We start from the raw sequence: 24569 nt of genomic DNA on the forward strand, positions 1-24569 counted from the left end.
TTTCTAGTTGCTGTTAATGATGTCTTTCAGTTCTTTGGCTGACTTGGCCTGAACCATCTTGTTGACGTTTTCCTGTTCGGAGCAGACAACGGCGATGCCTGATAGGATTTCCAGATGTGTGCCATCCTTACCTGCGATACCGAAGATCATCTTCGCCTTCTCTCCGTTGAAGTCGACGCCTTTCGGAACTTGAACGACCGTGAATCCGGACTTGATGACGGCTTTCTTCGCATCTTCCGTACCGTGTGGAATGGCTACATTATTACCCATATACGTAGATGTGATTCCTTCTCTGTCAATCATAGCATCTACATAGCTTTCTTCCACGTATCCTGCTTTGACGAGGGATTCTCCTGCGAACCGGATCGCCTCTTCTTTTGTGGCAAATTCCTGGTTCATGAAGATGTTCTCTTCCAGGAGAAGATCATCATCATGATCTGCATTCGGTTCAGTGTTTACCGCTTCTTCCTCTGCATCCTCCACAACCTCTGCCTGCTCATCCGTGATCCCGTCCTGAAGACTCGCGATCAGCTTGTCGTACTCTGGACTGGATAGGAAATTATCCACGGAAATGTGATAGGCATTCGGAAGTTTATTTTTAGCCCGCGGCGTCAGTTCTTCCTGTGTGATGACGACTTGAGCGTCAGAAGGAAGGTTACTGATGGACGTGTTCGTCACGCTGACATCCAGACTTGCCGCTTTTACTTTCTTACGGAGTAGTGAAGCCCCCATGGCACTTGAGCCCATGCCTGCATCACAGGCAAAGACGATTTTGTTTACTTCTTCAGGCATTGTTCCTTGGCTCACTTGGCCTGCTACAGAACTCTTCTTGCCTTTCATTTCCTGCATTTTCTTCGTTGCGCCTTCGATGTCTTCATCTGTGGTCTTGCTTGATTTCAAGACGATGGCAGACACGATGAAGGAAACGGCTGCTGCCACAAGGACGGCTGCAAAGTTTGCGAGATACGCCAATCCTTCTGGAGGGGTAACCGCGGTAATCGCAAGGATACTACCAGGTGATGCCGGTGATACCAATCCTCCCCCTAATAGAACAAGGGTAAACACTCCGCTCATTCCACCAAGGATGACGGAAACGAACAGCATCGGTTTCATTAATACGTACGGGAAGTAAATCTCATGAATCCCACCGAAAAAGTGAATGATTCCTGCTCCTGAGGCCGATTGCTTCGCTGTTCCTTTTCCAAAGAACATGAACGCCAGTAGAATTCCAAGACCCGGTCCCGGGTTTGCTTCTAAGAGGAACAGGATCGATTTACCACCCTGTTGAACTTGCTCCAATCCGATCGGTGATAGTACACCGTGGTTGATGGCATTATTTAAGAATAGAATCTTTGCAGGTTCGATCAGGATACTTGTTAATGGAAGCAGTCCTGCTGCCACAAGCCAGTCAACACCTGATACCAGTAGATTCGTAAATGCATCCACGGCAGGTCCTACACCGAGGAATGCCAGAATTGCAAGGATTCCACCAAGAATACCTGCGGAGAAGTTATTGACGAGCATTTCAAATCCTGCTCTGATTTTCCCTTCGATCATCTGGTCAAACTTCTTGATGACGTAAGCACCCAATGGCCCCATGATCATGGCACCCAGGAACATCGGTGTATCCGGTGCACCGACAATGACACCCATTGTCGCGATTGCACCCACGACCCCACCTCGCTGGTCGTGTACGAGCTTACCTCCTGTATACCCGATTAAGAGCGGTAACAGGTACGTAACCATCGGCCCTACCAGTTTGGCAAGGCTTTCATTTGGAAAGAACCCAGTTGGTATGAACAACGCTGTAATTAAACCCCAAGCGATAAATGCGCCAATATTCGGCAGAACCATTGAACTGAGGAAGTTACCAAACTTTTGTACCGCGACTTTCATATTTGATTGAGCCACTTCTCTCATCCTTTCATGATTGAATAATAATTTCTCCTATATTCATCATAGGCTCCGGATGGTGACGGTTTCAACAACGATGAAAACTAACTTTGTCACCCTTGTCACGACAAACCTATTGTTTCTCTGGTGTGGGAAGTTATTCTCACTTAAGAGGGACGGACCTCCTGCTTTTAGAGCAGGAGGTCCGTCCCTCTTCTATATTCTTAATCCAAGTTCACCTTCACCCGGTCATCCACATATTTCGTTGTGCTGTATCCCCCTATTTCAAGCTTGGTCAAGTTTACATCTTCCCTGGACGAATCGTTATAAAATTCAATGGTTTGCTCCGTCTCGAAGTAGCGGGGTTGATCCAATTTATCATACTCATATACATCGATTTCATGGATCTTGCCGTTTTTGTCCATCAATACCCCATCGCCATCACTTACTCCGATTGAAGTATTTTCATTCATCAAATAATCGCTGGAGAACCCGTAGTTCACTCTTTCATAGGCACGATCCTTCGTTACTTCATGCGTAACAAACACCTTCGCCGGATTTCCTGCCTGGACTTCATCAATGGTGATGGTATTCCCTTGATACTCAAATTTCCGGGGCAGGTTCTTGAGATCGTCAAGTGGGATGGTTTTCCTATCGTCTACTGATAAATGGATGGAATCAAACAGTATATCAACTTCTTTTGGATCTTCAAAATATAAGGTGTCAAAGCTTGATGTAAAGGCACTCCATCCTTCCTGGTCAAAGGATTCCACGTACATATTTCCTCCAAAGAGGTCTGCCTTTACATTCTTCTTGTCCGTTCCCAGGGAATCAAAGGTAATGACATCGATCCTTCTATCCCCACCCTGATTCTGAAAGCTGTACTGGAGGAGCGTCGTGGTCGGCGCAATCGTGAGCTTATCCAGGCGGACCTTAATCCCGTCAATGGCGATTTCCTTTTCCAGCTCATGCACCCGGGATGACTGCTTTGTAAACGGAATGTCAAAGCTCCAGTCTCCTTCTGCAAATGTCAGCTCCCTACTGAAATACTCACCTTTTTGAGTGTCCTGATCTACTTGCATGAGTCTTGCCACATTCAATTTAATGGTTCCGCTGTCCATTGAAACCGGCAGGAGACTCATGGTACCTTTATACACATTCTTCTCTTCATTTTGTATTTCGTCCTGATCGACAGGAGGAGAATAGAACATGTTTTGCCGATCACGTCTCATGACGTCATATTCATTTTCAATATGGACGCCTTCATGAGCATTCATCATATATCGATTGTCTTTCTCGGTATCTTCTATTTCATAAAAGACAAGAGTCTGTACATCATCGGCAACGACACTCTTGATGGTGATCTTCACCCCATTGCTTTCCGATTCGAGATTCAGCCGTTCCCCCAGGTTATGCTGGAGGATCGCACGCAATTGTTCATCCTCTTCCGTCCATGCATAGTATAAACTGGAGAATCCACCTGTCACGAATCCGATCGATAGTACCATCGCCAAAACACCTGCGAAGGCAAGCCAGATCGATTTCCGTTTCTTTTTCTTCCTTTGCCTGCGCGCTTCTCTTTCCTCCACCTTGCTCTTGATCCTCTCCATGAATTCAGCAGGGATCTCTATGGAATCTGTCATTCCTGCTAAGGTCAGAACCACTTCCTGAAAAGAAGCCAAATCCTCCTGACAGCCCTGACAATGGTAGATATGCATCTCAAACTTTACCTTTTCAGGCCGATCCATCGTTCTACCTAAGTACTCAAGATAATGCCCATGAAATTCCCGACAGCCCTCGAAAGAACCGTGACCCAACTCTTCCCTAAGTTTTCGTACACCTGAAAATAGCCAGGATTTAACCTTCTCTATTGAATTATCAAGAATACGTCCAACTTCTGCAAAAGAGCATTCGTTGAAATACTTTAAAGCAATCGCCTCTTTTTCATGATCCTCTAATTGATATAAGGCATGAAAGAGCGTTTGAACAGATTTCTTACCCTCTGAATCCAGGAAACTCTTATTTTTAGAAAGATCCCGGCCAATATGTATAAAATGAGAAACAGCCCACGATTCAAAAGAAGTTTCTTTTTTCAAACGATGTAATTCATTATGTACCACGATGATCGATCGATAAAATATCTCTTCCAGATCCTCTTGCTTACTTACATAAATCCGTCCCAGGGCATAGAACGATTGTTTACGCTGCACAAACCAATCCATGACCGATTGCTGGTCCTTTTCCCTCATCCCACTGACCAAAAAGGGAGCTGTTTGCGGTGTGACCATATTTGTATTCCCCTCCTTTAAAACGAAATATTCAAAAAATATAACATGTGATTTAATTTTACCATATTAAGGGTGTATTTGGGATTCTATATGAGGGCATAAAAAAAGGTCTGAACCCTATTCCATACAGGAATTGAGATTCAGACCTTTAACTTGAGTCGATTAAATCCAGTCAATTACACCAAGCAGTTCATGAATATCCAGCACGATCAACTTTTCGCTGAGACACCCAGTGTTTATACAGTTTAGGAAGTGCATTCCACTGATATCTTGTCCCTTTGAATTCCGTATGCTATCCTCTATATCTCGCTACTCCCAGGGCATAATGTTCCCAAAGAATACCTTCTATCATTTCACCCTGATTTTCTTCGCATGCGATAATCAAGATTACTTCTGAGGATTTCCCTTTTAACGATCTCCTTCTCGGTTTCAATACCACTTCTGTCAATATCCGAATCATGAATCCTATCATAAACCCCGCCGCCGCACCAATCAGACCCCAGTAAATGGGACCCCACGCCAGATCAAAACCGATACTCGCACCAATGACAGATAAGGCTGTTGCAAGAGCCATGCCGATATCAATGAGAGACGTTCCATCCGAACGATGAATGGAATCAAATACTTTTCGCTTTTCCGTTCGCTTATCCAACGGCATCGCAAATATATCTTCTTTCTTTATCCCTTGTTCCTCCACCATGGCAATGGCCATTTCTAAATACGCATTATGTTCAAACGTTGAGAATATCTTCATTCGATCACTTCGCTTTTTTTACTTTTCATAGGTTGAAAAGTGGGTGATTGATAATTTTTCTTAAGAAACGCCCGCTGTTCCTTTTCAAACAACTTATTATTCTCCACCGTATTCATATAGGAATCAAAAATGGAAAAACCATATAGTGAAGGGAAAAATAAGAGCCATTCAGGATTGATGACACTGGTTGCCTCCTTTATTTCTCCTAAGAATAATAGAGAAATGGCCTCAAGACCGTGTGAATAGTAGAAAAAGACAACAGTCCAAATGATCACGAAAAATGCTGTTACAATCCTATGGACATATAGTTGTCCGAGACCAGGGATAAATAAGGACCACAATACGGACATAACCGGATTTCGTTTATCCAAATAATTGATTTCAAGTGCTCCTATGCTGAATGAATTAAAAGGGTGGGCTTCCCGGTCGGCTAATATGTATACTTTATTCATGTCAACCGTGGTCCTATAACTGTCCCATATCCCAAAAATATAAACAGGAATATAAATCAAAAGCCATCTCGTATCTAAAATCTCCTTCGCCATCTCGATCTCACCTTGAAACGAATAAATCATGGCCAGATTGACATTCGCTTGCAGATTCACTATGACTTCCCATATGAAGAGGACAAAACCACGCAAATATTTCGATAATAGTAAATGGCCAAATCCGGGAAAAGCTGCACTCCACCATGCGATGATATACGGATTCCGCACGTGGATCTGGGTGGTGCCAAGAATACTGACATGCGCTGTGTAACGCCTAGCTGTGTTGTCGCTTGTATGATTGTCCATGAGGAGGTCAGGTCACCTTTACAAAAAATGATATATATTGTTAGTGTGCCTATCTGGAATATGTTTATTCTTTACTGATACCCTGCCTAAGTGTGAGTATCACATCTAGCTATTAAAGCAAAAAAAGGCCTGAATCCCAATAGATCCAGACCTTTCGCATATCTATAAACGGTCGATTTCACCAAGCTGCTCGTGCATGTCCAGCTCGATCATCTTTTTTGCCTTGGAGAAGGTAAATACTTCGTTAGAGACCCAATGATTATATAACTTTGAAAGTGCGTTCCTGTGATAGACCGTGCCTTTGACCTCTGAGAAGAAATAGATGATCAACAGGTTGACCACGTCTCCCGGAAGGGCCTTTTTTCGCTCGATTCCCTTTAACGACAAAGTATCCAATCCTCTTAATCGGTCTCCAATCACAGATTCTGCCATAAGAAATGGATCTGCCGTCCGGCATAATGTCACTAATTCTGGATTAATCTCTTCAAATTTCAAGTGAATTCCCCTTTTACATAGAAAGTGAACGAAATTCGTTACACTTCAACCTTCATTAGATTGTAAGATCAATTACTATGTATTATAACAAAAAGACGGGACATTCATGACTTTCAGTATGTTTTAATTTTTACTCAACCAAAATTCCAAGATCTTTTCATTAGTAGAAGGATAGATCAGACGTTTCACTTGTTCCTCCATCAGGTAGCATTCCGTGATCCACTCAGGGAGGGAACCATACTCTTTTTTCCACAGATACGTTCGTTCCAGTGCATCCTCTATGCTCATTTTCACCCATGTATCCTTGATCATATTATCATCATTTGTCCCTTCTTCCACCAATGGATGAACGAAGCGATTGAAGTAGGGAATCCCGCCGCCGAGATGGCTCTTATTTCTCACCCAAATTACACTTTCTCTGGGGAGGAAGCCTATATGACGAGTTTCAGTAGCCACCTGAGTGAACTCCTCTAAATAACAGAAACATCCGGACCATTGGCGATCAGTGGATCGCGGCAGGATCATTTCGGACGTATAAATCGATTGACCTGTATGAAAAAGATTGTCGATCTCCCGATTGATAAAAATCGGCTCTCTCCTTTTATAGATAGATTCAGTTTGAGGTGGACCGCAGGTAAATCCATTTCGGTCGAATCGGATCATTTTGACTAATTGCATGTTGCCCCTCCTTCTATCGTGAATTTCACAAGGGCATACCATACCAAATTCACTCTATAATGGGGGTAATTCCCTATATAGATTGGTGTTAAACAATTAGTTTCCATAGGGTAAAAAGAAACGAGCGATTACAGAGTAACCGCTCGTTGAATGACTTCTTTCTACCGTTGCTGACTCAATGCTCGTTCAAGAGTCGAAGTGACAGAAATATTTTCAAATGATATACCAAGTTGAATGGCTGTTTGGGCAATTTCCGGACGAATGCCTGAAATCGAACTCTTCACACCAATCAAGTTCAGGCTTTCGATGATCTGGAATAATTGATGGGCGACCATCGTATCCACCATGATGACACCGGATAAATCAATGAATAAGTGCTCAACATTTTTATCGACGCATTCGGCCAGTGTATTCTCTAAGATATACCTCGCCCTTCCTGTATCGATATCACCGACAAGAGGCAGCACCCCTGTCTTCTTTTCAATTAATATGACAGGTGAACTCAATTCCCTGATCATTTCCTGCTGTGCCTTCAAGCGTCTCTGGGCATATTCGTAATTCTCTTCGGCAAACTTGGAAATGACAAGACCAAAGGTTTTAATGATCAATTCCCTAAATGACTCAATTCTTTCCGATGGAAACTCACTTCCATGCAGGCGGTAAAATTCCTGCAAGATCTCCAGGTACTGATCCTGGGTTCTGAAAAATTCCCTCAGTATATAGTGAGTTGGGGTTTTTAAGTGCTCTTCATCTTTTGCAATTTCCTCGATCCATTCGGCGAAATTACATAGTGCATCCTGTCCTACATCCTTAAATAGGACACAAAACCGTTCATGGAATTCGTGATTTTGACGCTTCAACGTCTGGATGACCTGAGGATCTGTTGACGCATACACACCTGACAGATCATTTTTATCAAGTGACTCATACCAATTGTCTGTCAGTTGCCATGTACGTTCATTCATAAATTCATAAAATTTTTCCGATACGTGCATATTCGACCTACTTTCTATAAGACAAGATATTGTGATCAGTTCATAAGCCATGACCGCAGGAGTGTATAAGACTATCCCAATTGGTTTAAACCCTAAATGACTTATTCATATGCTTATAAGAGTAATGTACTATGTCCTTGCACAAAAAGAAAGAAAAAGTTGCACAAATGGTGTACATGGACCATTTTGATTTCTATATTTCACCAAAAGAATGATTGATTGGTCCTTTAAAGATTGCATATTTGCCAAAAAAAAAGAGAGAAGAATGTATGCTATAGAATAAACATCCCAATCTTTCCTCTTTATTAATAAGTTATTTACTTTATCATTTCTTGAATATTTCTGAACTCTTAGAACCATTTCGGACTACATATTGAAAAAACCAATGTAGTGTTAGGAATGCCACTATATAAACGGGGATCGAGTACCATATTTTCCACTCTAAATGTTCCATATAACCGTTAAAACTTAGTAATACTTCTAATAAAAATGAGAAAACGGTCCAGATCATTGTATAGAACAAGGGCTTATCCGGTTTCATAAAATTCAAGAATAAAAGTGCAATGAACGAGGGAGCAAAGGCAACCAGTACAAAATCAGTAAATTCCACACTTTTGGTCGGTCCAAAATCTACAAGATCCACCATGATGCCTACCAGAATATGTGCCACTGCTGCAAAATATCCGACGAACGGAAACATGATAAGATTTTCCTTAACGGTCAACCTCTTTGGCATGACCAACAGAGCAACTACTAAAAAGAGAATGAGTCCCCATACTAACATCAAGCTGAAACAACCCCTTTATCGGTTAAAAAGAATACGTCTCCTTATTTTGCTGAAACACAAGAAAATTATGTGCTTAACCGGGGTTCTTTAAATTCCCGGAATTCCGGATATCGACATCAACTACAAAGTCTGTGGACAAGTTTTGATAATACTTCGATCTCCATTCCTTTAAGTCCATCCTCGGTATTTCTTTTCTGAAAAATTGGCCAAGTCCTAAAATATCCGCCTCGCTTTTCTGGAGCTTCGAGAACATCTTATTCAAACGGTCTGTTAGAAGCTTTTCCAATCCCTTTTCAATCATTTTCTCTGTAGGATCCCCTTTTGTTTCCAGTATCATGACATCTAACTTAATTTTGGTATATAAAAATGGTTCTTTCTGCACCTCACTTGTATGTTCAATCGTATTTCCTAAAATCAGGACACTCCCTTCATTCAGCACCTCTATTTTCCCTTGAGTGCTTTCTCCGTTAAATGCGTTGTAAAGAAGAGTCTCATTAGCATTGATTTCTTCAACCATTCTTCCGTTCTTTATCACTGCTGAACCCACATGGTCAACTAACGTCGTCTCTCCAAGACGGAGCATCGGAATGGCCACGTCCCGGGTATAAGAGTGGATACTTCTATATACCTCCCAGACTCTGGTCAATGCAATCTGAGGGTCCCATCCGGCATTCTTTTCGAAGAAATCCAAGAGAGTCGTCCCACCTGGCGAGGTGTTTTTTTCCATACTTTTGAAAAATTGATTAATATCGTCGTTACAAATGGCAACCAGCGCTTTTGAAGATACATCCCTCGACCTCATAATGCCTGATATTAGGTCTTTCACCCCTTCTTCTGCAAGATGCCGATCGATGACAATTACCTTTACGTGAAGCAAATCGACACTGCTTTCCATGTCAGCACTAATATTATCTACAACTTCATTAATCGTTTCACCAAAACCAATGACCACCTTCGTTTGTATGACATCCTGTTGGGGGTGGGGTATCTGCAGAAAGACTTTATACTGATCACTATCCTTGGAGATGCCTAAAACAACCGGCATGACCCGATGATTAATATCCCTGGTATCCCAACAGCCGCTCATCATGAAAACTAATAATAAGAGAAAAAGCCAGATGACCGCTTTTTTACACCTCAACTTTCACCCTCCTTCCTTGCTTTGACACCAAGAATCCAAATTGAAATGGGGACTCCAAAGATGACATAGAATCTTAGGGAAGTATTCCATTTAAAGAGCTGTTCAACGTCACTCCAATTCGGAATCCACAAACAAATGAAGTAGATGATGAATGATACAGCCATTATTAAATAGGATGGGTTCATGGTTGGCAGCAAACATTTATTTATGATCCTTACACTCATCCATAATACGAGTGAGATAAACAACAATATAAAAATGACTATACTTAGTAAGAAAAACATGGTCAGTCGATCGAACATAAGCCATGTCAAATTGATGGCATCGACTGTCATGACGAAAGGTAACAAAAATGTAGATGCTGTTGCCTGACCAAATGTAAGGACAGGAATATATACGGATATGATAAAAATGGGAATGAGTGCAACGGCAGCAAGCAAAACTTTTTTCTTCTTATATGGAATGACCGGTCTTACAAACCCTATAAACAGGAATACACCACCAATGGCGAAGAAGCTTCTGAGATAAGAAGAGTCAGTCAAAAAAGAGAAGTCATCATTCCATAATGGGTATACATAATGCCAATCAACATTCTGAAACGCAACCACCAATATAAAGCAAATCAAAGGGAATAAAAATAAGAAGAGAAGAATGCCTGTACGAAAAATGGCTTCCACTCCCTTAATTGCTAAATAACTTGATAATATAAGCAGCAATGCCATGATTGCCCATAGGGGGGTGTTTGATAGAAATACAATGGTAACAACTTCTGAATACGCCCGGACCGTTATGATGTTAGCCATAAAAAAATAGAGGAAAGTGGGAAGTAGAAAAATGAATGTCACCAACTTGCCTGCACGTAAATAAATGGTAATGATATCTTGGTGCGGGAATCGATCAAGTCCAGTCAAAAGCAAGAATAAAATGATGAAATGTACGATGACCCCGATAATGATCGGAATCCATTGTCCTTGAGATGAACTGTCAATAATATTGCCAGGATACAGAAATAAAATTAGGCCAATGTGGGTTAAAATGTACATGATGACAACATACAAGCTTTTATCCACTTTTACTAACTCCTTTAATCTTGAGATAAGGCACCCCGAAAGTGCTTATCCCAGCTACGTATGCACAAACTGCGAATAATCCTGCCAATATGCCGAATACCCCAAAAATCGAAGAAAGAATCAAGATCAGATATTTAAAGATTCGGATGGAGATGGAATTTTGAAATCCGATTATGGTAGAGTTGGCGATCGTAGTGGCCGCTAGTATGATGATCAGTAGATTACTTACTAATCTCGCCTCGACAACGGCCTGACCCAGAATGATCCCTCCTACCATCGTAATGGTAGGACCGATGCTTTTCGGAAGCCTGATACTCGCCTCCAATATTAATTCAAGAATAAGAAGCATGAAAATGGTCTCAACAAATGCCGGGTAAGGGACACCTTCACGGGTCTGAGCAACGGATAATGCTAATTCAATACGGAGCATCTCAGGATTGACAGCGACTAACGCTACATACAGTCCTGGTAAGACAAGGGCAAGCAATGTACCTAAAATCCTGAGCAGCCTCATTGATACCATGATCGGGAAAGAGAAGTTCCGATCATTCTCAAGGAAGAACATATCCCAGAAATCACTTGGAAGAATAAGAGCAAAAGGTATTCGATCCAGAAATAATACAAGTTTTCCTTTTTGCAGGCTCCTGTATACTTCTTGTGGTGCCTCTGTTGTGTTGAAAGGAGAAATCAGGGTGCGGGTCGACAATCCTAACATCTTCGTCACATCTTGAATATTATGAAGTGGTTGATCCATATTGGACTCAATTTGGTGGATGACCCGGCTAACATATTCCCTATCTGCGCTTTCTTTCCGGTACACTATTGAAAGTGTTCTTTTCTGGCCGCTCCCTCCTGAAAAGGATCTCACATTCAAGTCTTTTGAAACAATCTCTTTGCGTATAATCCCAATGTTTGTATCGATGTCCTCATTGAAAGAACTCAAAGGTCCTTGAAGGGTATTTTCATTGGTAGGAGGTTCAATTGAACGATTCAGCGTCTTTGCCACTGCGTCCATACTGAAGAAAGACCCATTTTCCCCGACACTGGAGATGATCAGCTTCCCTTTCAAAATCGCTTCAATGACTTCCTCTCCATCATGAAGCAGCTCCCCCATCGTCCCTGAAATGACTTGGTCCTCGATCGCTTGGATCGTTTTCTGCACATCTATAAGACTTTTAAGCCCCATCAATAAAAAGGGGAATCCGCCAAAATCTTGATGAACTTGAAAAAAATCATCATTGTCCCCTATCGCTGCATCGATTTCCACTAAAAAAGAATCCATAATAATAGGCTCCTTCTATACATATCTCTTGAATACTATCCCCGAATCAAAGGTGAATATGTAAAGGGAGGTTAGTATTATGTAAGGAATGCCTGTACAACCGATTAATTGACGATTTATATACGTTTATGATTATCAGAAATAGAACAAGATACAGGATGGAGAAGAAAACGGGAAAAAATATCATTCCTTAGTACTGGTACCGTTAAGTTACCTTTCATAAAGAAAGGAAGAATCTTATGTCCTATAAAAAAATAATATATCTCCTTTTATCTCTAACTTTCATTTTGATTACTCTAAACTATTTTTTTATCGAAAAAAATATGGATCCGAATCATTCATCCCAAGAAGATTCCGCTCACACCGAAGAAGATGAGTCTTCATCTGGGTCTTCAATAAAAGAAGTCCTATCCGCTGCTAAAGAGGGAAAAGTGCCGAATATCCCCATCACAGCAGGGATGACACAGATGGATGAAATAACAGATAAATGGGGGAAACCAGACAATTCCGTTCAAACAGAAGCCGGGATTTACCAAGATTTCTCCAATCATTCTACGACAGTCGGATCGAAAGATAACGTAATTTTTGATGTACGTTCCTTTGACCCTGTCCTGCAGCAGATTCGACTCAATGACATTAAAGAAGTCAGTGGCAATCCCAATGCGACGAAATATTACCAGGATGCTTCACATGATCAGATCATTTTCATCTATGATGTGAATTCCTTTTACCAATTAAAATGGATATTGCCGAAACCATCGATTGAAAATAAGAATCCCAAAGTAGATCACATTTCGGTTATCGCTCAAGAGAAAGGGGATACTGGAGATTCAGATATCCTTTCTACTATGAGCCTGGAGGAAAAGGTCGGCCAAATGATCATAGCCGGTGTGAATGGGACTCAGGATGGTGAAAATACGAAAACCCTAATCCAGCAGCACAAAGTAGGGGGATTTATCTTCTTCTCAGATAATTTGTCAGGACCCCGTCAAACGGTCCAATTCCTTAATAAAATGAAAGCAGACAACGTCAATAATCCATTACCACTCCTCTTAAGTGTCGACCAGGAAGGCGGTAAGGTCACAAGATTGCCAGGAGGGCTTGTGAACCTTCCTACAAATAAAAAGATAGGAGCCTTAAACGATCCGAATATTTCATTTGAAGTGGGGACGATACTCGGAAAGGAATTAAAAGAGTATGGGTTCAACCTGAACTTTGCTCCCGTTCTAGACGTTAACAGTAACCCTGATAACCCGGTGATCGGCAATCGATCCTTTGGTGATAACCCTGATGTCGTCAGCGAATTAGGGATCCAAACAATGAAAGGTATTCAATCCGAGGGAATCCTTTCAACCATCAAGCACTTCCCTGGCCACGGGGATACTTCCGTAGATTCACACCTGGAGCTTCCTGTTGTCAACAAAAGCATTCAAGAACTCGAATCCCTGGAACTGATTCCATTCAGGGAAGCCATCAACAGTGGAGCTGATCTCGTCATGGTTGCTCATATCCTGCTCCCCAAGATCGATGACACATATCCATCGTCTTTATCCAAGAGCATCATCACAGACCTCTTACGCAAAAAGATGAACTACAACGGTACCGTGATCACTGATGATATGACCATGAAAGCCATTACGAACAACTACGGGATGGGCCAAGCGACCGTTCAAGCCGTAAAAGCGGGCAGCGACCTGATCCTAATCGCCCATGACTTTAATAAAGCACTCTCTGCAATTGAAGCACTTAAAAAGGCAGTCCAAAACGGGGAAATATCCGAAGGTCGAATTGACGCCAGCGTTAACCGAATCATTGAATTGAAAAGAGCATACAAGCTGGAGGATATCCAAACGGGAGAGGTTGACTTAACGAAGCTAAATCAATCGATTGAGTCCATTAAAAATAAAATCGAGCAATAAAAGAAGAGGTTGTCTAATAAGGCATAATTTGAAAAATGATCAAAGTCAAAAAGCCAAGAATGCTGACCCAATAGCATCCTTGGCTTTTCTTTTCCAAGATTTTGTGTTGTATCCCTCTTTGGAAAGAATAGGCACGTCATCTTTCCCAGAAGAACTAGGTGCCTGTACCACTAGGATCCTATATTGCGATACTCCTCAGCAATCCTGATACTCTTTTGCTGAGTGAAAACACTGACCGCGATGACGATGACGATGTTGCAGATCAATCCAAGAATACCTGCATGGATGTCGAACGGTGTAGATTCTGCGACTAATTGATAATAGTAGTTGACGAATGTACCTACGACGAGTCCAGTGATGACAGCCGGTCCGGTTACTCTTTTCGAATAGAGAGCTCCGTATACCCCGGGTGCGAATTGAACGATGGAACCATAGGCTCCGAGCAATAAGGCGATGAGTCCCTGCCCCCCGAATACGGTGATAAAGTAAGCAAGTCCCCCGACCACAAACACACCGATTCTCATCAGTAGCAATGTGGTTTTATCAGAAATGTCCGGTTTTACATTCTTAATGACCCCGTCCGTAAATTCCAGCGAGGCACTATGGGTGATGGCATCTGCCGTAGACATGGCAGCCGCTAACGCTCCTGCGCCTACAAGTCCGTAAACCCAGCCGGGAAGGCTAAGGACGGTGGTTATCAGGTAAGGAAGGATTTCATCCGGTGCTCCAATGTCAGCTGGATTGACTACATTCACTGCAGAAAAGCCAACAAATAATAGCGGGATAAGGAACAGGGCAAAGATCGGATACACCAATACGGTTTTCTTAATCGTTCGTGCATTGGATGCATATGACTTTGAAAATAGGTGTGGCCACATTAAGAACCCTATGAGAGAGACGAGAATCGTGGTCGTATACGCTGTCCCTGACATGGCAGACCCTTCATTCCCGATTTCAAAAAAGGCAGGATTGTCCTGAACGAGGTTGGTAAACATCCCACCCACGCTGTCGTGGAGCTTATTTACAATCGCAAGGCCGACTACCCAGGAGATGACGATCATTAAGATCCCCTGGAACACGTCAGACCATGCCGCTGCCCTCAATCCACCTGTTGCAACATAGATGACTACGATTCCATACGCGAGCAGGGCTCCGAGCCAAAGAGGAATACGTCCTTCAGTCATGATATTGAAGATGTAGGCCATCCCTTTCATCTGCGTGGCAAGGTATTGAATCGAAGCGAGTAACGCAATCACCCCGATTAAGATGGGCAGCGTCTTTCCTCCGTACCGTTTTTTCATAAAGCCGGAAACCGTGTAAATATTGAATTTACGGCCGATTTTCCCGATTTTCGGACCGATGATGTACCATGGGAGGATCGCAAAAGCGGTATACGTTAAAATATAAAGTGCGGGTGCTCCTTTGGAATAAGCCCACCCCGGTGCGCCAAGAAATGAAAAGGCACTGAACACAGCCCCTCCCATCAGGAACCACATTACAACCAGACCGAGACCTCCGCCAGCAACGGTAAACTCATCTAATGAATGTTTATCATGACCTCTTCCTGCCATCACACCAACTACAAGTGCAATCACAAGGTAGCCGATCATCATGATCATTGCAATCTGCCAATCTGCCATTAATGGACCTCCTCTTCATCTTTATCTGGATCTATTCGATAGAGTATAAGAACGATTAAAAAGGTAATGATAATCCATAAAATCACCCAGAATATCGAAAACGGCATCCCCATGATGATCGGAGTTGCCCTGTTTCCAATTGAAAACAAAGGGAAAATCAATAGAAGAAACGGTAAAATCAGAGACAGGCAATAGATTTTCGTAAACTTGCTTTTACTCATATGACACCCTCCTTTTTTGCTGCATATTCCACTTTTCCATCAAGGATCGTTAACTCTACTTTTAACTCTCTTAATCTTTCAGGTTCACAGTGTAAAATCGATTCATTCAACACAACCAGATCGGCAAGCTTCCCAGCTTCAATACTGCCTTTAATGGTCTCTTCAAAGCTCGCATATGCACCATTCCAAGTATAGGCCCTAATTGCTTCCTCTATAGTGATTCGTTGCCGGCCACCTATCACTTCACCTGATTTACTCATGCGAGTGACAGCTGAGTAAATCCCGTGGAGCGGATCCACGATGGTGATGGGACTGTCAGAGCCGATGGCAAAAGGAATCTGTGCTTCTGAAAAGCTCGTTAAGGGGAACATGACGTCGACCCGTTCTCCATAATCCTTCAAGTATCCGTCACCGAATTCATAGATGAAGGCTGGATTTGGTATCGGAACAATCTCCAACTCTTTTATCTGTTGAATGAGGTCCGGCGGGGTCATGCCGGAATGTTCAATGCGGTGACGATGATTTTCACGGGAATGTCGCTCAAGAGCATGACGAATGGCTCCGATCATCATTTCAACCGCTTTGTCCCCGATGGCATGCGCGGTGATTTGCCATCCCGATTCATGCGCTTTTCCGAGGCACTCATTTATTTCTTCCTGGTTCAAATATAAAATGCCTGAGTCATCCGGATTGCTCGTGTAGACCTCCCTCGTCTTGGCTGTCGGACCACTGCTGCTTCCATCGATAAACACTTTGGCAGGCCCGATTTTCATCCACTCATCCCCAAGGCCTGTCCCGATTCCGCTTTCCAGACCTTTCTCCACCATTTCTACAGAATCATGCAGCGAGCCGTATAGTGCATAGACCCTCTGCTTTACTCTCTTTGCTCCTACTGCTTTTTGAAGGAATCGAATATGTTCTGGCCCATATCCCCCGGCATCATGGACACTCGTAATTCCATTTTCCAAATAATCCTGGGAAGCGAGGGTCAATCCCTGCTCCACTTCCTCTTCAGAATAATTGGCTGTAAGAAACATGTTCATATGTGCGGCTTCTAACAGCAGTCCGGTTAATTTGCCGTTTTCACGGCCGTATTTCCCTCCATTCGGATCTTCTGTTTCAGGATAAATACCCGCAAGCTCCAGCGCTTTCGAATTCACGCAGGATATGTGCCCGCATGTCCGAACCACAATGATCGGGTGCTCGGTGGAAACCTGATCTAGATCCCACCGAGTTATGTGCCTTCCCTCTTTAAGGGTGTTTTGGTTATAACCCCAGCCCCGTATCCATTCCCCTTTTGGAGTCAATCGTGCTTTCTCCTTCAACTTCCCGAGGAGTTCTTTTATACTCCCTGCCTCCTTACCGTTCACCCCGAGCTTATTGGTTCCGTAAAGTTCGAGGTGGGCATGGGCGTCAATAAAGCCGGGCAGGAGACTTCTTCCCTCCAAGTTCACAATCGTCGTTCCTTCACCTGCATATCGCAAAATTTCTTCATTCGTGCCGACTGCGAGTATTTTATTATCCTGAATGGCAACCGCTTCTTTCACGGAAAATTCAGAATTCACAGTGACCACTTCTCCGTTTATGAAGAGCATCGTCGCTCTCAAACGATCACCTCCCAAACGGGACAGAGGGACAGGTCCCTCGTCCCGGTATTCTCTTACTTTTCATGAACAGCAGCAGAGCCGTCTTTTGGGGTAAGGTGCCTGTCCCCATCTCCTTGACAAACCCTCAATGCCGTTGCATATAGGAGCTCGACTCCTTTTTCAATATCATCCATTTCCGCAAACTCCAGGGGATTGTGGCTGATACCTTTTTCGCAGCGGACGAAGATCATCCCGTAATCGCTGATATAAGACATGAATAAGGCATCATGGAAAGGCCCGCTCATCAAGGTCGGTGAATCAAGTCCAAGCTTTTCATCTTCCTCTCTCATAATGTTCTTGATCCAGTCTGCACAATATCTTGGCTCGCTCCGGGTATCTTCTTTGATCTCATATTTAAGGTTGTAACCGATTGCCGTCTCTTCAATGATTTGATAGAGTTTTTCCTCGAGTTTCGTGCGCGCTTCTACGTCTATATCTCGAAGGTCTACGGTGAACTCCACCTTTTCGGCAATGATATTTCTTGAGTTCGGGAACACCTGCATGCTGCCAACCGTTCCGACCGTTGTTTCGGTACCTTCTTTTTTAACCAGTTCATCGAATTTCCGAATGGTTTCCGACGCCCCGACAAGGGCATCCTGCCTCATCGTCATCGGCACGGAACCCGCATGACCTGCGAATCCTTCGAGTGTAACCGTCAGCCAGATCGGTCCGGAGATGCCTGAAACAATTCCGACTGGTTTTCCCTTTTCCTCAAGGACCGGCCCCTGTTCAATATGTAACTCCAGAAACGCTGCGATATCACCTTTTTGGTATACAGGACTTGCAGTTACATCCGGCTCTACACCGAATTCCTTCAACGCCTCTCTTCTCGTAACGCCCTGCTTGTCTTTGCGGTCCAGTTCACCTTCCTCCAGCATCCCGGCTATAGCCCGCACTCCAAATACTCCTTTGTTAAACCTGCAGCCCTCTTCATCGGAAAAACAAATCACTTCAATGGTCCGGTCCGGGACGATTCCATTGTCCTTCATTGAGTGAACCACTTCGACCGCTCCCAGTGCCCCGGCTGTCCCGTCGAATCTTCCTCCATATGGCTGGGAATCAATGTGTGAGCCCAGCATAAGAATCGGCTTATCCTTGTCGGCACCTTCTATCCTTCCAATCAAATTCCCGAAGCCGTCAATCTTTGTCGTTAAACCTGCTTCTTCCATCCAGCCTTTCACCACTTCCACCGCCATGCGATCCTCCTTGGAATGGGCCAAACGGCAAACGCCTGTCTCCCCGATCTTCCCGATTTCTGCTAACTCCTCTAGATGACGCTTTAATCTTTCTCGATTAATTGACATAGAATCACCCTTTATTTCATTTTTTATTTGCTTATTTTAAGTTTATTTTGAAAAGGCTTGTTTATCATTAGACACGATGTCTATAAAAGAACTTGCGATTTGTACAGAATGTCAAATAGAATGAAATTTCAGAAAAATAATCAGAGACTTCTATTCCCTGAATACCGGACACTCTCCCCCCTTCGACACCCACTCCCCTATTTAGACTAGTTTCTAGAACATTTTCACTTAATCCTGCCAGTCTTTTGAAAATGAAGCGATTGACTCAGTGGTTTTCAAAAAAACAGCTTCCCTTTTGAAGACAAGTTCCCTTTCCTGCTGTCAATTACTTGCGAAGGAGAACATAATCCGGCCGAAATACGCATTAATCCAGCCAAAATCCTGATAAATCCGGCCGTTTTTGAAAAAAACCCGGCCAATTTACATAAATTGCAAAACACATCATTAACCGCACAAAAAAATAGAGAGGCCACTCGCTATGCGAATGATCTCTCTACTTCGATATGCATCTCATCGTCAAACCTACGAACATGCTTCAACCACTTGCTCAACCGACTTTCAGCTTTCAACCAGATCACTGATTCACTGCTCTCTTGGTTCGCTGCTGTGAATAAATCAGTATTCCAAAGAAAACGAGCACGGATGTCAAGATCAGTCCGAGTGAGACAGAGGAAATGGATAACATCTTGAAAATCACGCTGACCGCGACCACCATGTACAAAACAGCCAGCATCTTTTTTACAGACACACCTGAAAATCGTTTCAGCTGAATTGAGCCTATCGGGGTTCCGATCAAGGCTCCGATGATCAACATGATTCCGTGACGAAAATCGAGTGCTTCCCCCGCATACAGGTACGAGCCGATTCCCGATAACACGATGATGGATGCTGCCGATATGCTGGTTCCGATCGCTTTGTTGAGATCAAGCTTCAGCCATTTCGAGAGGAGCGGGGTCATGACAAATCCACCGCTGACTCCCATAAGAGACGAGATGACACCAGTGAAAAGTCCGATCAATGGAGCCGCAGATACTCCTTTCGCTTTCGCTTCCTTTTGTCGTTTGCTTAAAAACTGATAAGAAAACCAGCTTAATATTCCAATATAGACAATGGAGATGACAGTAGAAGCTCCATTGATTGGATCGAGCCATTTTACAAATGGCACGGTGATGACTGACCCTATCACCCCGAACATCCCGAGGATAACCGCTAATTTCCCATTTACATTTTTTAACCGAATGTGTGACATTGTCCCAGTCACAGTCGATCCCAATGTCAGCATTAAGGATAGAACGATCGCCTGGCTCGGTTCGTAGCCAAGTACAAGTAAGGTTGGCGTCAGGACAATCCCGCCTCCAATACCAAAGAAACCGGAAATGATACCGATGACTGCACCACCTATGATAAATAAAAACCATTCCATTTTGTTGGTCACTTCCTTCGTCTAACATTATACATTTCCTTAAGCTATAATAGAAATGAATTATAATAATGTAGACTATTACGTTTTGTAATGGAGGGACCGTATGCAATTAGACTGGATTCGAACTTTTGTCACTCTCGCCCAGCTTCAGCATTTTACGAAAACAAGTGAATTCCTGAATATGTCCCAACCGACCGTCAGTGTCCATATCAAGAAATTGGAACATTCATTAGGAGTTGAACTCATCTACCGCTCCTCTACCAATCAGTCTTTTCAATTAACACCTGCAGGGCTTGAGGTGTTTGAACAAGGAAAAAAGATGTTGGAACTGTGGAGGGAGATGGAACAGGTCACACAAAAGACTGAGAAAATTCTATTACGTATAGGGGCCACTCACACCGTCAGTGACGTACTTCTTCCCGACTTTGTCAAGAAAATAAAGGTCCTTTATCCACACGTCCGCCTTCAGCTGATGATCCACAATCATGAAACCATTGTGGAGGCACTGAATCACCATGACCTTGATCTCGCCCTTGTGGAGGGAACGCGTGGACTGGAACCCTTTCAATTGGAAGTAATCAGCCGGGACGAACTGCGTTTCTTCGCTAGTATCCGCATGAAACTGCACACTTCTCCCCTCATACTCAGGGAAATCGGATCTGGAACAAGGGAATATGCCGACGATTTTCTGAGATCCGAACGAATCGTGCCCATAGAAATCCTTGAAGCAAGCAGTCATTACTTAATCAAGCAGCTCGCAGTAAGGGGACTGGGGATTGCATTTCTATCAACCTCAATGGTCAAAGATGAAGTTTTTCAAGGAAAGCTTGTTCCAATTGATCCTTATGTGATTTACCGGCCATTTTATGCCGTATATCCCGAAAATACAAAATCCGGCTCAATCGTAAGGGAATTAGTCGGGTTGATTGAGAGTCCTTCTTAACATAGGGACGGACCTTCGCTAAGCTGAAGGTCCGTCCCTCTTTTTCACCTGTCACATCCCTTTCAACTCACGCTTGAATCCGTTGGTTTTGGGAACTCAAGCAATGCTTGATAGGTTTTCTCCATAATTAAAGCTACACTTAATTTATACTATTAAATGAGGTGGTTGTTTTGTTTGATATGAAAAAAGTAGGGAAACAAATCGCACAGTTAAGGAAGGAAAAAAACATTACACAGATGGCGCTTGCAGATCTGTTAGGGACCAGTTTCCAAGCGGTAAGTAACTGGGAGCGGGGGCAGACAATGCCCGATATCTCTAAACTGCCTGAACTTGCAAAGATATTTCAAGTCAGCATAGACGATATTTTAACGAATACTAAAGGCACACAATTAGTCAAAGAACTGGTTGAGAACGAGACACTGGCTGATTCCAGGCCCATCCAAAAGGAAGAATTTATAAACGCGGCACCCATTCTTACATTAGACCAGGCAGACATGGTCTATCAAAACGTGCAGGGTGAATTATCTCCAGAGGAACTCTTTTTAATAGCACCTTATATTAATCAAGATTCGATTGATGCATTGGCTAAAAAGGAATTTGAATCAAGGCGTCTCGAGGGACTATCGTCAATAGCAACGTACATCAGCCAGGATATCATTGACGAATGTGCAAAGAGGGAATGTGAGTCCTATGGGTTGGGAGCCTTGACTCCCTTGGCACCTTTCATCAGTCAGGATATCATAAATTCATGTGCCAAATTGGAACTTGAATCAAATGGCCTGAAAGGTTTAACTTCCATGGCACCCTTTATCAGCAAAGAAGTCATAGATGATTGCGCAGCCAGGGAATTTGAGTCGACGGGGCTGGAAGCTTTGTCTTCCATGGCACCCTTTATCAGTGAGGAAATGCTCATTCATTGTGTAAAAGAAGGGTATAAGCATAACGGACTTAAATCCATTGTCGCAATCGCCCCATTTCTGAAGAAAGAGTACCTGAATGAACTTACCTTAGACGCCATATCTGAAAAGGGAATAAGTGAAATCATTCCGATCATGCCCTATATTGACCAGAAATTCATTCAAGATAAAATCCCTAAATAATTTTGAAAAGAGGGACGGACCTTAGCTTCCACACGAAGCAAAGGTCCGTCCCTCTAAACTATCACTCACTATAACGAAGCCACAGTTCCATCTCAGCATCCAGTTCTTTCACGACATCAAGCTTCCTGCTATACAGGTTATTCAGTTCATCGTATTCAATATGACCTGTCTCCATGGCTAGATCAATTTCTCTTAACTCGTTTTCTAGACTCCCGATTTTCTTCAACACTTTGGCCAGTATCATTTCCTCATTAATAACTTCAGATTTTCGCAATGGATTCTTGCTCTTTTCATCCACAGACCCTTTCCTCTCCTTCAGGCTCCGTATCCTTTCTATTTCACTCTTATACTCATCGTAATTCCCATGATAGCTTCTCAAAGAATAATCCTCTACAGCAATGATTCTCTCCGCCATCCGGTTGATAAAATAGCGATCGTGGGAAATGAAGAAAATCGTACCCCCAAAGTCTTCTAGGGCTTCCTCAAGGGTTTCGATTGAATCAATATCCAGATGATTCGTCGGCTCATCGAGTATCAGTAAATTGGTATCCTGAAATAACAGCATGGCAAGCTTCAACCTGATTCTTTCCCCACCTGACAGATGCTTCACTTTCTTGAAGACGGTGCCTTTGTAGAACATGAACTTCGCCAGGTATTCCCGAGCTTTTCCTTCATGTATGGAAAGATCCTCCCGGAAACAGTCCAGCACGGTGACTTCCTCATTATTAAAGGCAATATTTTGTGGCAAATAGGCTGCCTTTACATTGGCACCAAATTCTAACACCCCTTCATCCGGACGCTCTTCTCCCATAAGCATTTTTAAGAAAGTGGTTTTCCCGCTTCCATTCGGACCCAGCAAGCCTACCCTTTCTCCAAAACGAATCATGACGTCTGTGTTGTTAAAAATCTTTTTATTCTCATAGCGTTTAGAAAGCCCCACCGCCTTAATGGTTTCATTACCGGATCTCTCTGCAGCTCGCACATCCAGCCTCATATTCCTTCGATCAAACACTGGCTTATCGATGCGATCCATCTTATCCAGCTTCTTTTGAACGCTTGCGGCTCTTTTAAAGAACTTGGTATTATCAGCCCTCATCGCCCAGTCACGCAGACTCAATACGGTCTTTTCCATGCGGTGGATTTTCTTTTGCTGTTCCCTGAAATGCTCGTATTGAATGCGCATATTTTCTTCTTTCTGGCTGATAAAAGCCGAGTAGTTTCCCTTGTAGCTAATCGAACTCATATCCTCGATTTCCATGATCTTTGTCACGACGTTATCCAGAAAATAGCGGTCATGGGATACAATGATAACCATTCCTTTGTAGCTCTTCAGATACCCCTCCAGCCATTCAATCGATTCCATATCAAGGTGATTGGTCGGCTCATCAAGAAGCAGGATATCCGGCTCGTGAATCAGGAGCTTTCCGAGGATGACCGTTGTCTTCTCCCCTCCGCTCAATAAGTCGAATTCCCTTTCCAAGAAGCTCTCCGTCAGCTGCAGCCCTGTGCAAACCCTGCTCATTTTTTCCTCTCGTTCATACCCTCCCTTTACTTCAAACAGCTGAGTGAGATCACTGTATTTAGTAAGTGCCCGCTGGAGCTCATCCTCCTGTAAAAAGGTCAACTGCTCTTCCAGTTCACGCATCTGTTTCTCCACTCTGTCAATCTCTTTAAAGGCCAGATTCAGAACATCACTGACTTTCACACCTTTTGGGTACAAAGGAGACTGTTCCAGATACGCTGTTGTCGCTCCCCTCGATATATGAATGAGACCTTCGTCATATCCATGACTCGATGTCTGGGGATAACCAGGATAGTAATTCATCGGCTCGATTCCTGCAATCAACTTCAAGATTGTGCTCTTACCGCTTCCATTTGCCCCAACGATTCCGACCTTATCCCCTTCATACACTTCCAACGTTACATCCTTCACCACCAGCGTCGCTTCCATATATTTTCTAATCCCATTTAATTTTAGTTCCAACATACACGTTCCTTCTCTCATCCATATTTGACGTTACACTTTTAATGGATGGCGTTAAGAAAGACCTTCACTTCTATTCATTTGTATAATAAAAAAGACCGTAAGAAGAGGGTTTCTTCTTACAGTCCTGTAGCATCCATGTATCATCATGTTCATAAAGCTGCCCAATCAGGCATATGCAAAAAAATGCCTGGCACAGCAAGCCTAAGTTG

The 24569-nt window shown here is 43.2% G+C and carries 20 protein-coding genes; 3 read left to right on the forward strand and 17 right to left on the reverse strand.

Annotated elements, in window-relative coordinates; all coding sequences use genetic code 11:
• Positions 1–3: 3 nt before the first annotated feature.
• From FZC88_RS08780 to FZC88_RS08830, 11 genes are all read right to left on the reverse strand, one after another.
• Positions 4–1911, reverse strand: a complete 1908-nt coding sequence (locus FZC88_RS08780) for a PTS mannitol transporter subunit IICBA (protein WP_148994492.1) — start codon at positions 1909–1911, stop codon at positions 4–6.
• Positions 1912–2117: 206 nt separating this feature from the next.
• The gene (locus tag FZC88_RS08785) at positions 2118–4181 is read right to left on the reverse strand and encodes a DUF4179 domain-containing protein (protein WP_148994493.1); all 2064 of its coding nucleotides are present in this window, start codon (positions 4179–4181) and stop codon (positions 2118–2120) included.
• A gap of 292 nt (positions 4182–4473) precedes the next feature.
• Positions 4474–4935 carry a hypothetical protein gene (locus FZC88_RS08790; RefSeq protein ID WP_148994494.1) on the reverse strand — a complete coding sequence of 154 codons (462 nt, stop codon included), beginning with the start codon at positions 4933–4935 and terminating at the stop codon, positions 4474–4476.
• Positions 4932–5729: a hypothetical protein gene (locus FZC88_RS08795; protein WP_148994495.1), complete on the reverse strand. Its 798-nt coding sequence runs from the start codon at positions 5727–5729 to the stop codon at positions 4932–4934. The genes FZC88_RS08790 and FZC88_RS08795 overlap by 4 nt, the downstream gene beginning before the upstream one ends.
• A 162-nt stretch (positions 5730–5891) precedes the next feature.
• Complete coding sequence (locus FZC88_RS08800) at positions 5892–6224, reverse strand: hypothetical protein (protein WP_148967925.1); 333 nt, start codon at positions 6222–6224, stop codon at positions 5892–5894.
• Between the two features lie 123 nt (positions 6225–6347).
• A complete protein-coding gene (locus FZC88_RS08805; RefSeq protein ID WP_148994496.1) occupies positions 6348–6902 on the reverse strand; it encodes a hypothetical protein in 555 nt (184 codons plus the stop codon).
• 161 nt (positions 6903–7063) lie between these two features.
• Positions 7064–7897: an STAS domain-containing protein gene (locus FZC88_RS08810; RefSeq protein ID WP_148994497.1), complete on the reverse strand. Its 834-nt coding sequence runs from the start codon at positions 7895–7897 to the stop codon at positions 7064–7066.
• Between the two features lie 325 nt (positions 7898–8222).
• The gene (locus FZC88_RS08815; protein ID WP_148994498.1) at positions 8223–8684 is read right to left on the reverse strand and encodes a hypothetical protein; all 462 of its coding nucleotides are present in this window, start codon (positions 8682–8684) and stop codon (positions 8223–8225) included.
• A 73-nt stretch (positions 8685–8757) separates the two neighbouring features.
• A complete protein-coding gene (locus FZC88_RS08820; protein ID WP_262371805.1) occupies positions 8758–9825 on the reverse strand; it encodes a Ger(x)C family spore germination protein in 1068 nt (355 codons plus the stop codon).
• The gene (locus tag FZC88_RS08825; RefSeq protein WP_262371806.1) at positions 9822–10895 is read right to left on the reverse strand and encodes a GerAB/ArcD/ProY family transporter; all 1074 of its coding nucleotides are present in this window, start codon (positions 10893–10895) and stop codon (positions 9822–9824) included. Before FZC88_RS08825 ends, FZC88_RS08820 begins: the two co-directional genes overlap by 4 nt.
• The gene (locus tag FZC88_RS08830) at positions 10888–12177 is read right to left on the reverse strand and encodes a spore germination protein (protein ID WP_148994499.1); all 1290 of its coding nucleotides are present in this window, start codon (positions 12175–12177) and stop codon (positions 10888–10890) included. Before FZC88_RS08830 ends, FZC88_RS08825 begins: the two co-directional genes overlap by 8 nt.
• Before the next feature lie 239 nt (positions 12178–12416).
• Here FZC88_RS08830 and nagZ point away from each other — a divergent pair, with 239 nt between their 5' ends.
• Complete coding sequence (gene nagZ / locus FZC88_RS08835) at positions 12417–14096, forward strand: beta-N-acetylhexosaminidase (protein WP_148994500.1); 1680 nt, start codon at positions 12417–12419, stop codon at positions 14094–14096.
• Positions 14097–14266: 170 nt separating this feature from the next.
• Here the strand turns inward: nagZ and FZC88_RS08840 are convergent, their stop codons facing one another.
• The 5 genes from FZC88_RS08840 to FZC88_RS08860 all read right to left on the reverse strand — a co-directional run bounded on the left by FZC88_RS08840 (position 14267) and on the right by FZC88_RS08860 (position 20330).
• Positions 14267–15736: a sodium:solute symporter family protein gene (locus FZC88_RS08840; protein WP_148994501.1), complete on the reverse strand. Its 1470-nt coding sequence runs from the start codon at positions 15734–15736 to the stop codon at positions 14267–14269.
• Positions 15736–15957 carry a DUF3311 domain-containing protein gene (locus tag FZC88_RS08845; RefSeq protein ID WP_148967918.1) on the reverse strand — a complete coding sequence of 74 codons (222 nt, stop codon included), beginning with the start codon at positions 15955–15957 and terminating at the stop codon, positions 15736–15738. Before FZC88_RS08845 ends, FZC88_RS08840 begins: the two co-directional genes overlap by 1 nt.
• Entirely contained in the window at positions 15954–17564 is a 1611-nt protein-coding gene (locus FZC88_RS08850; protein ID WP_187443555.1) for an amidohydrolase, read from the reverse strand. Before FZC88_RS08850 ends, FZC88_RS08845 begins: the two co-directional genes overlap by 4 nt.
• Positions 17565–17617: 53 nt before the next feature.
• On the reverse strand, positions 17618–18907 hold the full coding sequence (locus tag FZC88_RS08855) for a M20 family metallo-hydrolase (RefSeq protein WP_148994502.1): 1290 nt from the start codon (positions 18905–18907) through the stop codon (positions 17618–17620).
• Between the two features lie 574 nt (positions 18908–19481).
• On the reverse strand, positions 19482–20330 hold the full coding sequence (locus FZC88_RS08860) for a sulfite exporter TauE/SafE family protein (protein ID WP_148994503.1): 849 nt from the start codon (positions 20328–20330) through the stop codon (positions 19482–19484).
• 103 nt (positions 20331–20433) lie between these two features.
• Here FZC88_RS08860 and FZC88_RS08865 point away from each other — a divergent pair, with 103 nt between their 5' ends.
• Together FZC88_RS08865 and FZC88_RS08870 are read left to right on the forward strand one after the other, a co-directional pair.
• A complete protein-coding gene (locus FZC88_RS08865) occupies positions 20434–21273 on the forward strand; it encodes a LysR family transcriptional regulator (protein WP_148967915.1) in 840 nt (279 codons plus the stop codon).
• Positions 21274–21452: 179 nt separating this feature from the next.
• On the forward strand, positions 21453–22373 hold the full coding sequence (locus FZC88_RS08870; RefSeq protein WP_262371851.1) for a helix-turn-helix domain-containing protein: 921 nt from the start codon (positions 21453–21455) through the stop codon (positions 22371–22373).
• 61 nt (positions 22374–22434) lie between these two features.
• Here the strand turns inward: FZC88_RS08870 and abc-f are convergent, their stop codons facing one another.
• Positions 22435–24360: a ribosomal protection-like ABC-F family protein gene (abc-f, locus tag FZC88_RS08875; RefSeq protein WP_148994505.1), complete on the reverse strand. Its 1926-nt coding sequence runs from the start codon at positions 24358–24360 to the stop codon at positions 22435–22437.
• Positions 24361–24569 lie beyond the last annotated feature (209 nt).

Source organism: Rossellomorea aquimaris (assembly GCF_008180865.1).
In the GTDB taxonomy this organism is placed as follows: domain Bacteria; phylum Bacillota; class Bacilli; order Bacillales; family Bacillaceae_B; genus Rossellomorea; species Rossellomorea yichunensis.

Bases quoted from the DNA above. Each gene is read 5' to 3' on its own strand.
- nagZ (WP_148994500.1), top strand. From the start codon at position 12,417: ATGTCCTATAAAAAAATAATATATCTCCTTTTATCTCTAACTTTCATT.
- FZC88_RS08840 (WP_148994501.1), bottom strand. From the start codon at position 15,736: ATGGCAGATTGGCAGATTGCAATGATCATGATGATCGGCTACCTTGTG.
- FZC88_RS08790 (WP_148994494.1), bottom strand. From the start codon at position 4,935: ATGAAGATATTCTCAACGTTTGAACATAATGCGTATTTAGAAATGGCC.
- FZC88_RS08865 (WP_148967915.1), top strand. From the start codon at position 20,434: ATGCAATTAGACTGGATTCGAACTTTTGTCACTCTCGCCCAGCTTCAG.
- FZC88_RS08855 (WP_148994502.1), bottom strand. From the start codon at position 18,907: ATGTCAATTAATCGAGAAAGATTAAAGCGTCATCTAGAGGAGTTAGCA.
- abc-f (WP_148994505.1), bottom strand. From the start codon at position 24,360: ATGTTGGAACTAAAATTAAATGGGATTAGAAAATATATGGAAGCGACG.
- FZC88_RS08795 (WP_148994495.1), bottom strand. From the start codon at position 5,729: ATGGACAATCATACAAGCGACAACACAGCTAGGCGTTACACAGCGCAT.
- FZC88_RS08860 (WP_148994503.1), bottom strand. From the start codon at position 20,330: ATGGAATGGTTTTTATTTATCATAGGTGGTGCAGTCATCGGTATCATT.
- FZC88_RS08830 (WP_148994499.1), bottom strand. From the start codon at position 12,177: ATGGATTCTTTTTTAGTGGAAATCGATGCAGCGATAGGGGACAATGAT.
- FZC88_RS08785 (WP_148994493.1), bottom strand. From the start codon at position 4,181: ATGGTCACACCGCAAACAGCTCCCTTTTTGGTCAGTGGGATGAGGGAA.
- FZC88_RS08870 (WP_262371851.1), top strand. From the start codon at position 21,453: ATGAAAAAAGTAGGGAAACAAATCGCACAGTTAAGGAAGGAAAAAAAC.
- FZC88_RS08810 (WP_148994497.1), bottom strand. From the start codon at position 7,897: ATGCACGTATCGGAAAAATTTTATGAATTTATGAATGAACGTACATGG.
- FZC88_RS08845 (WP_148967918.1), bottom strand. From the start codon at position 15,957: ATGAGTAAAAGCAAGTTTACGAAAATCTATTGCCTGTCTCTGATTTTA.
- FZC88_RS08805 (WP_148994496.1), bottom strand. From the start codon at position 6,902: ATGCAATTAGTCAAAATGATCCGATTCGACCGAAATGGATTTACCTGC.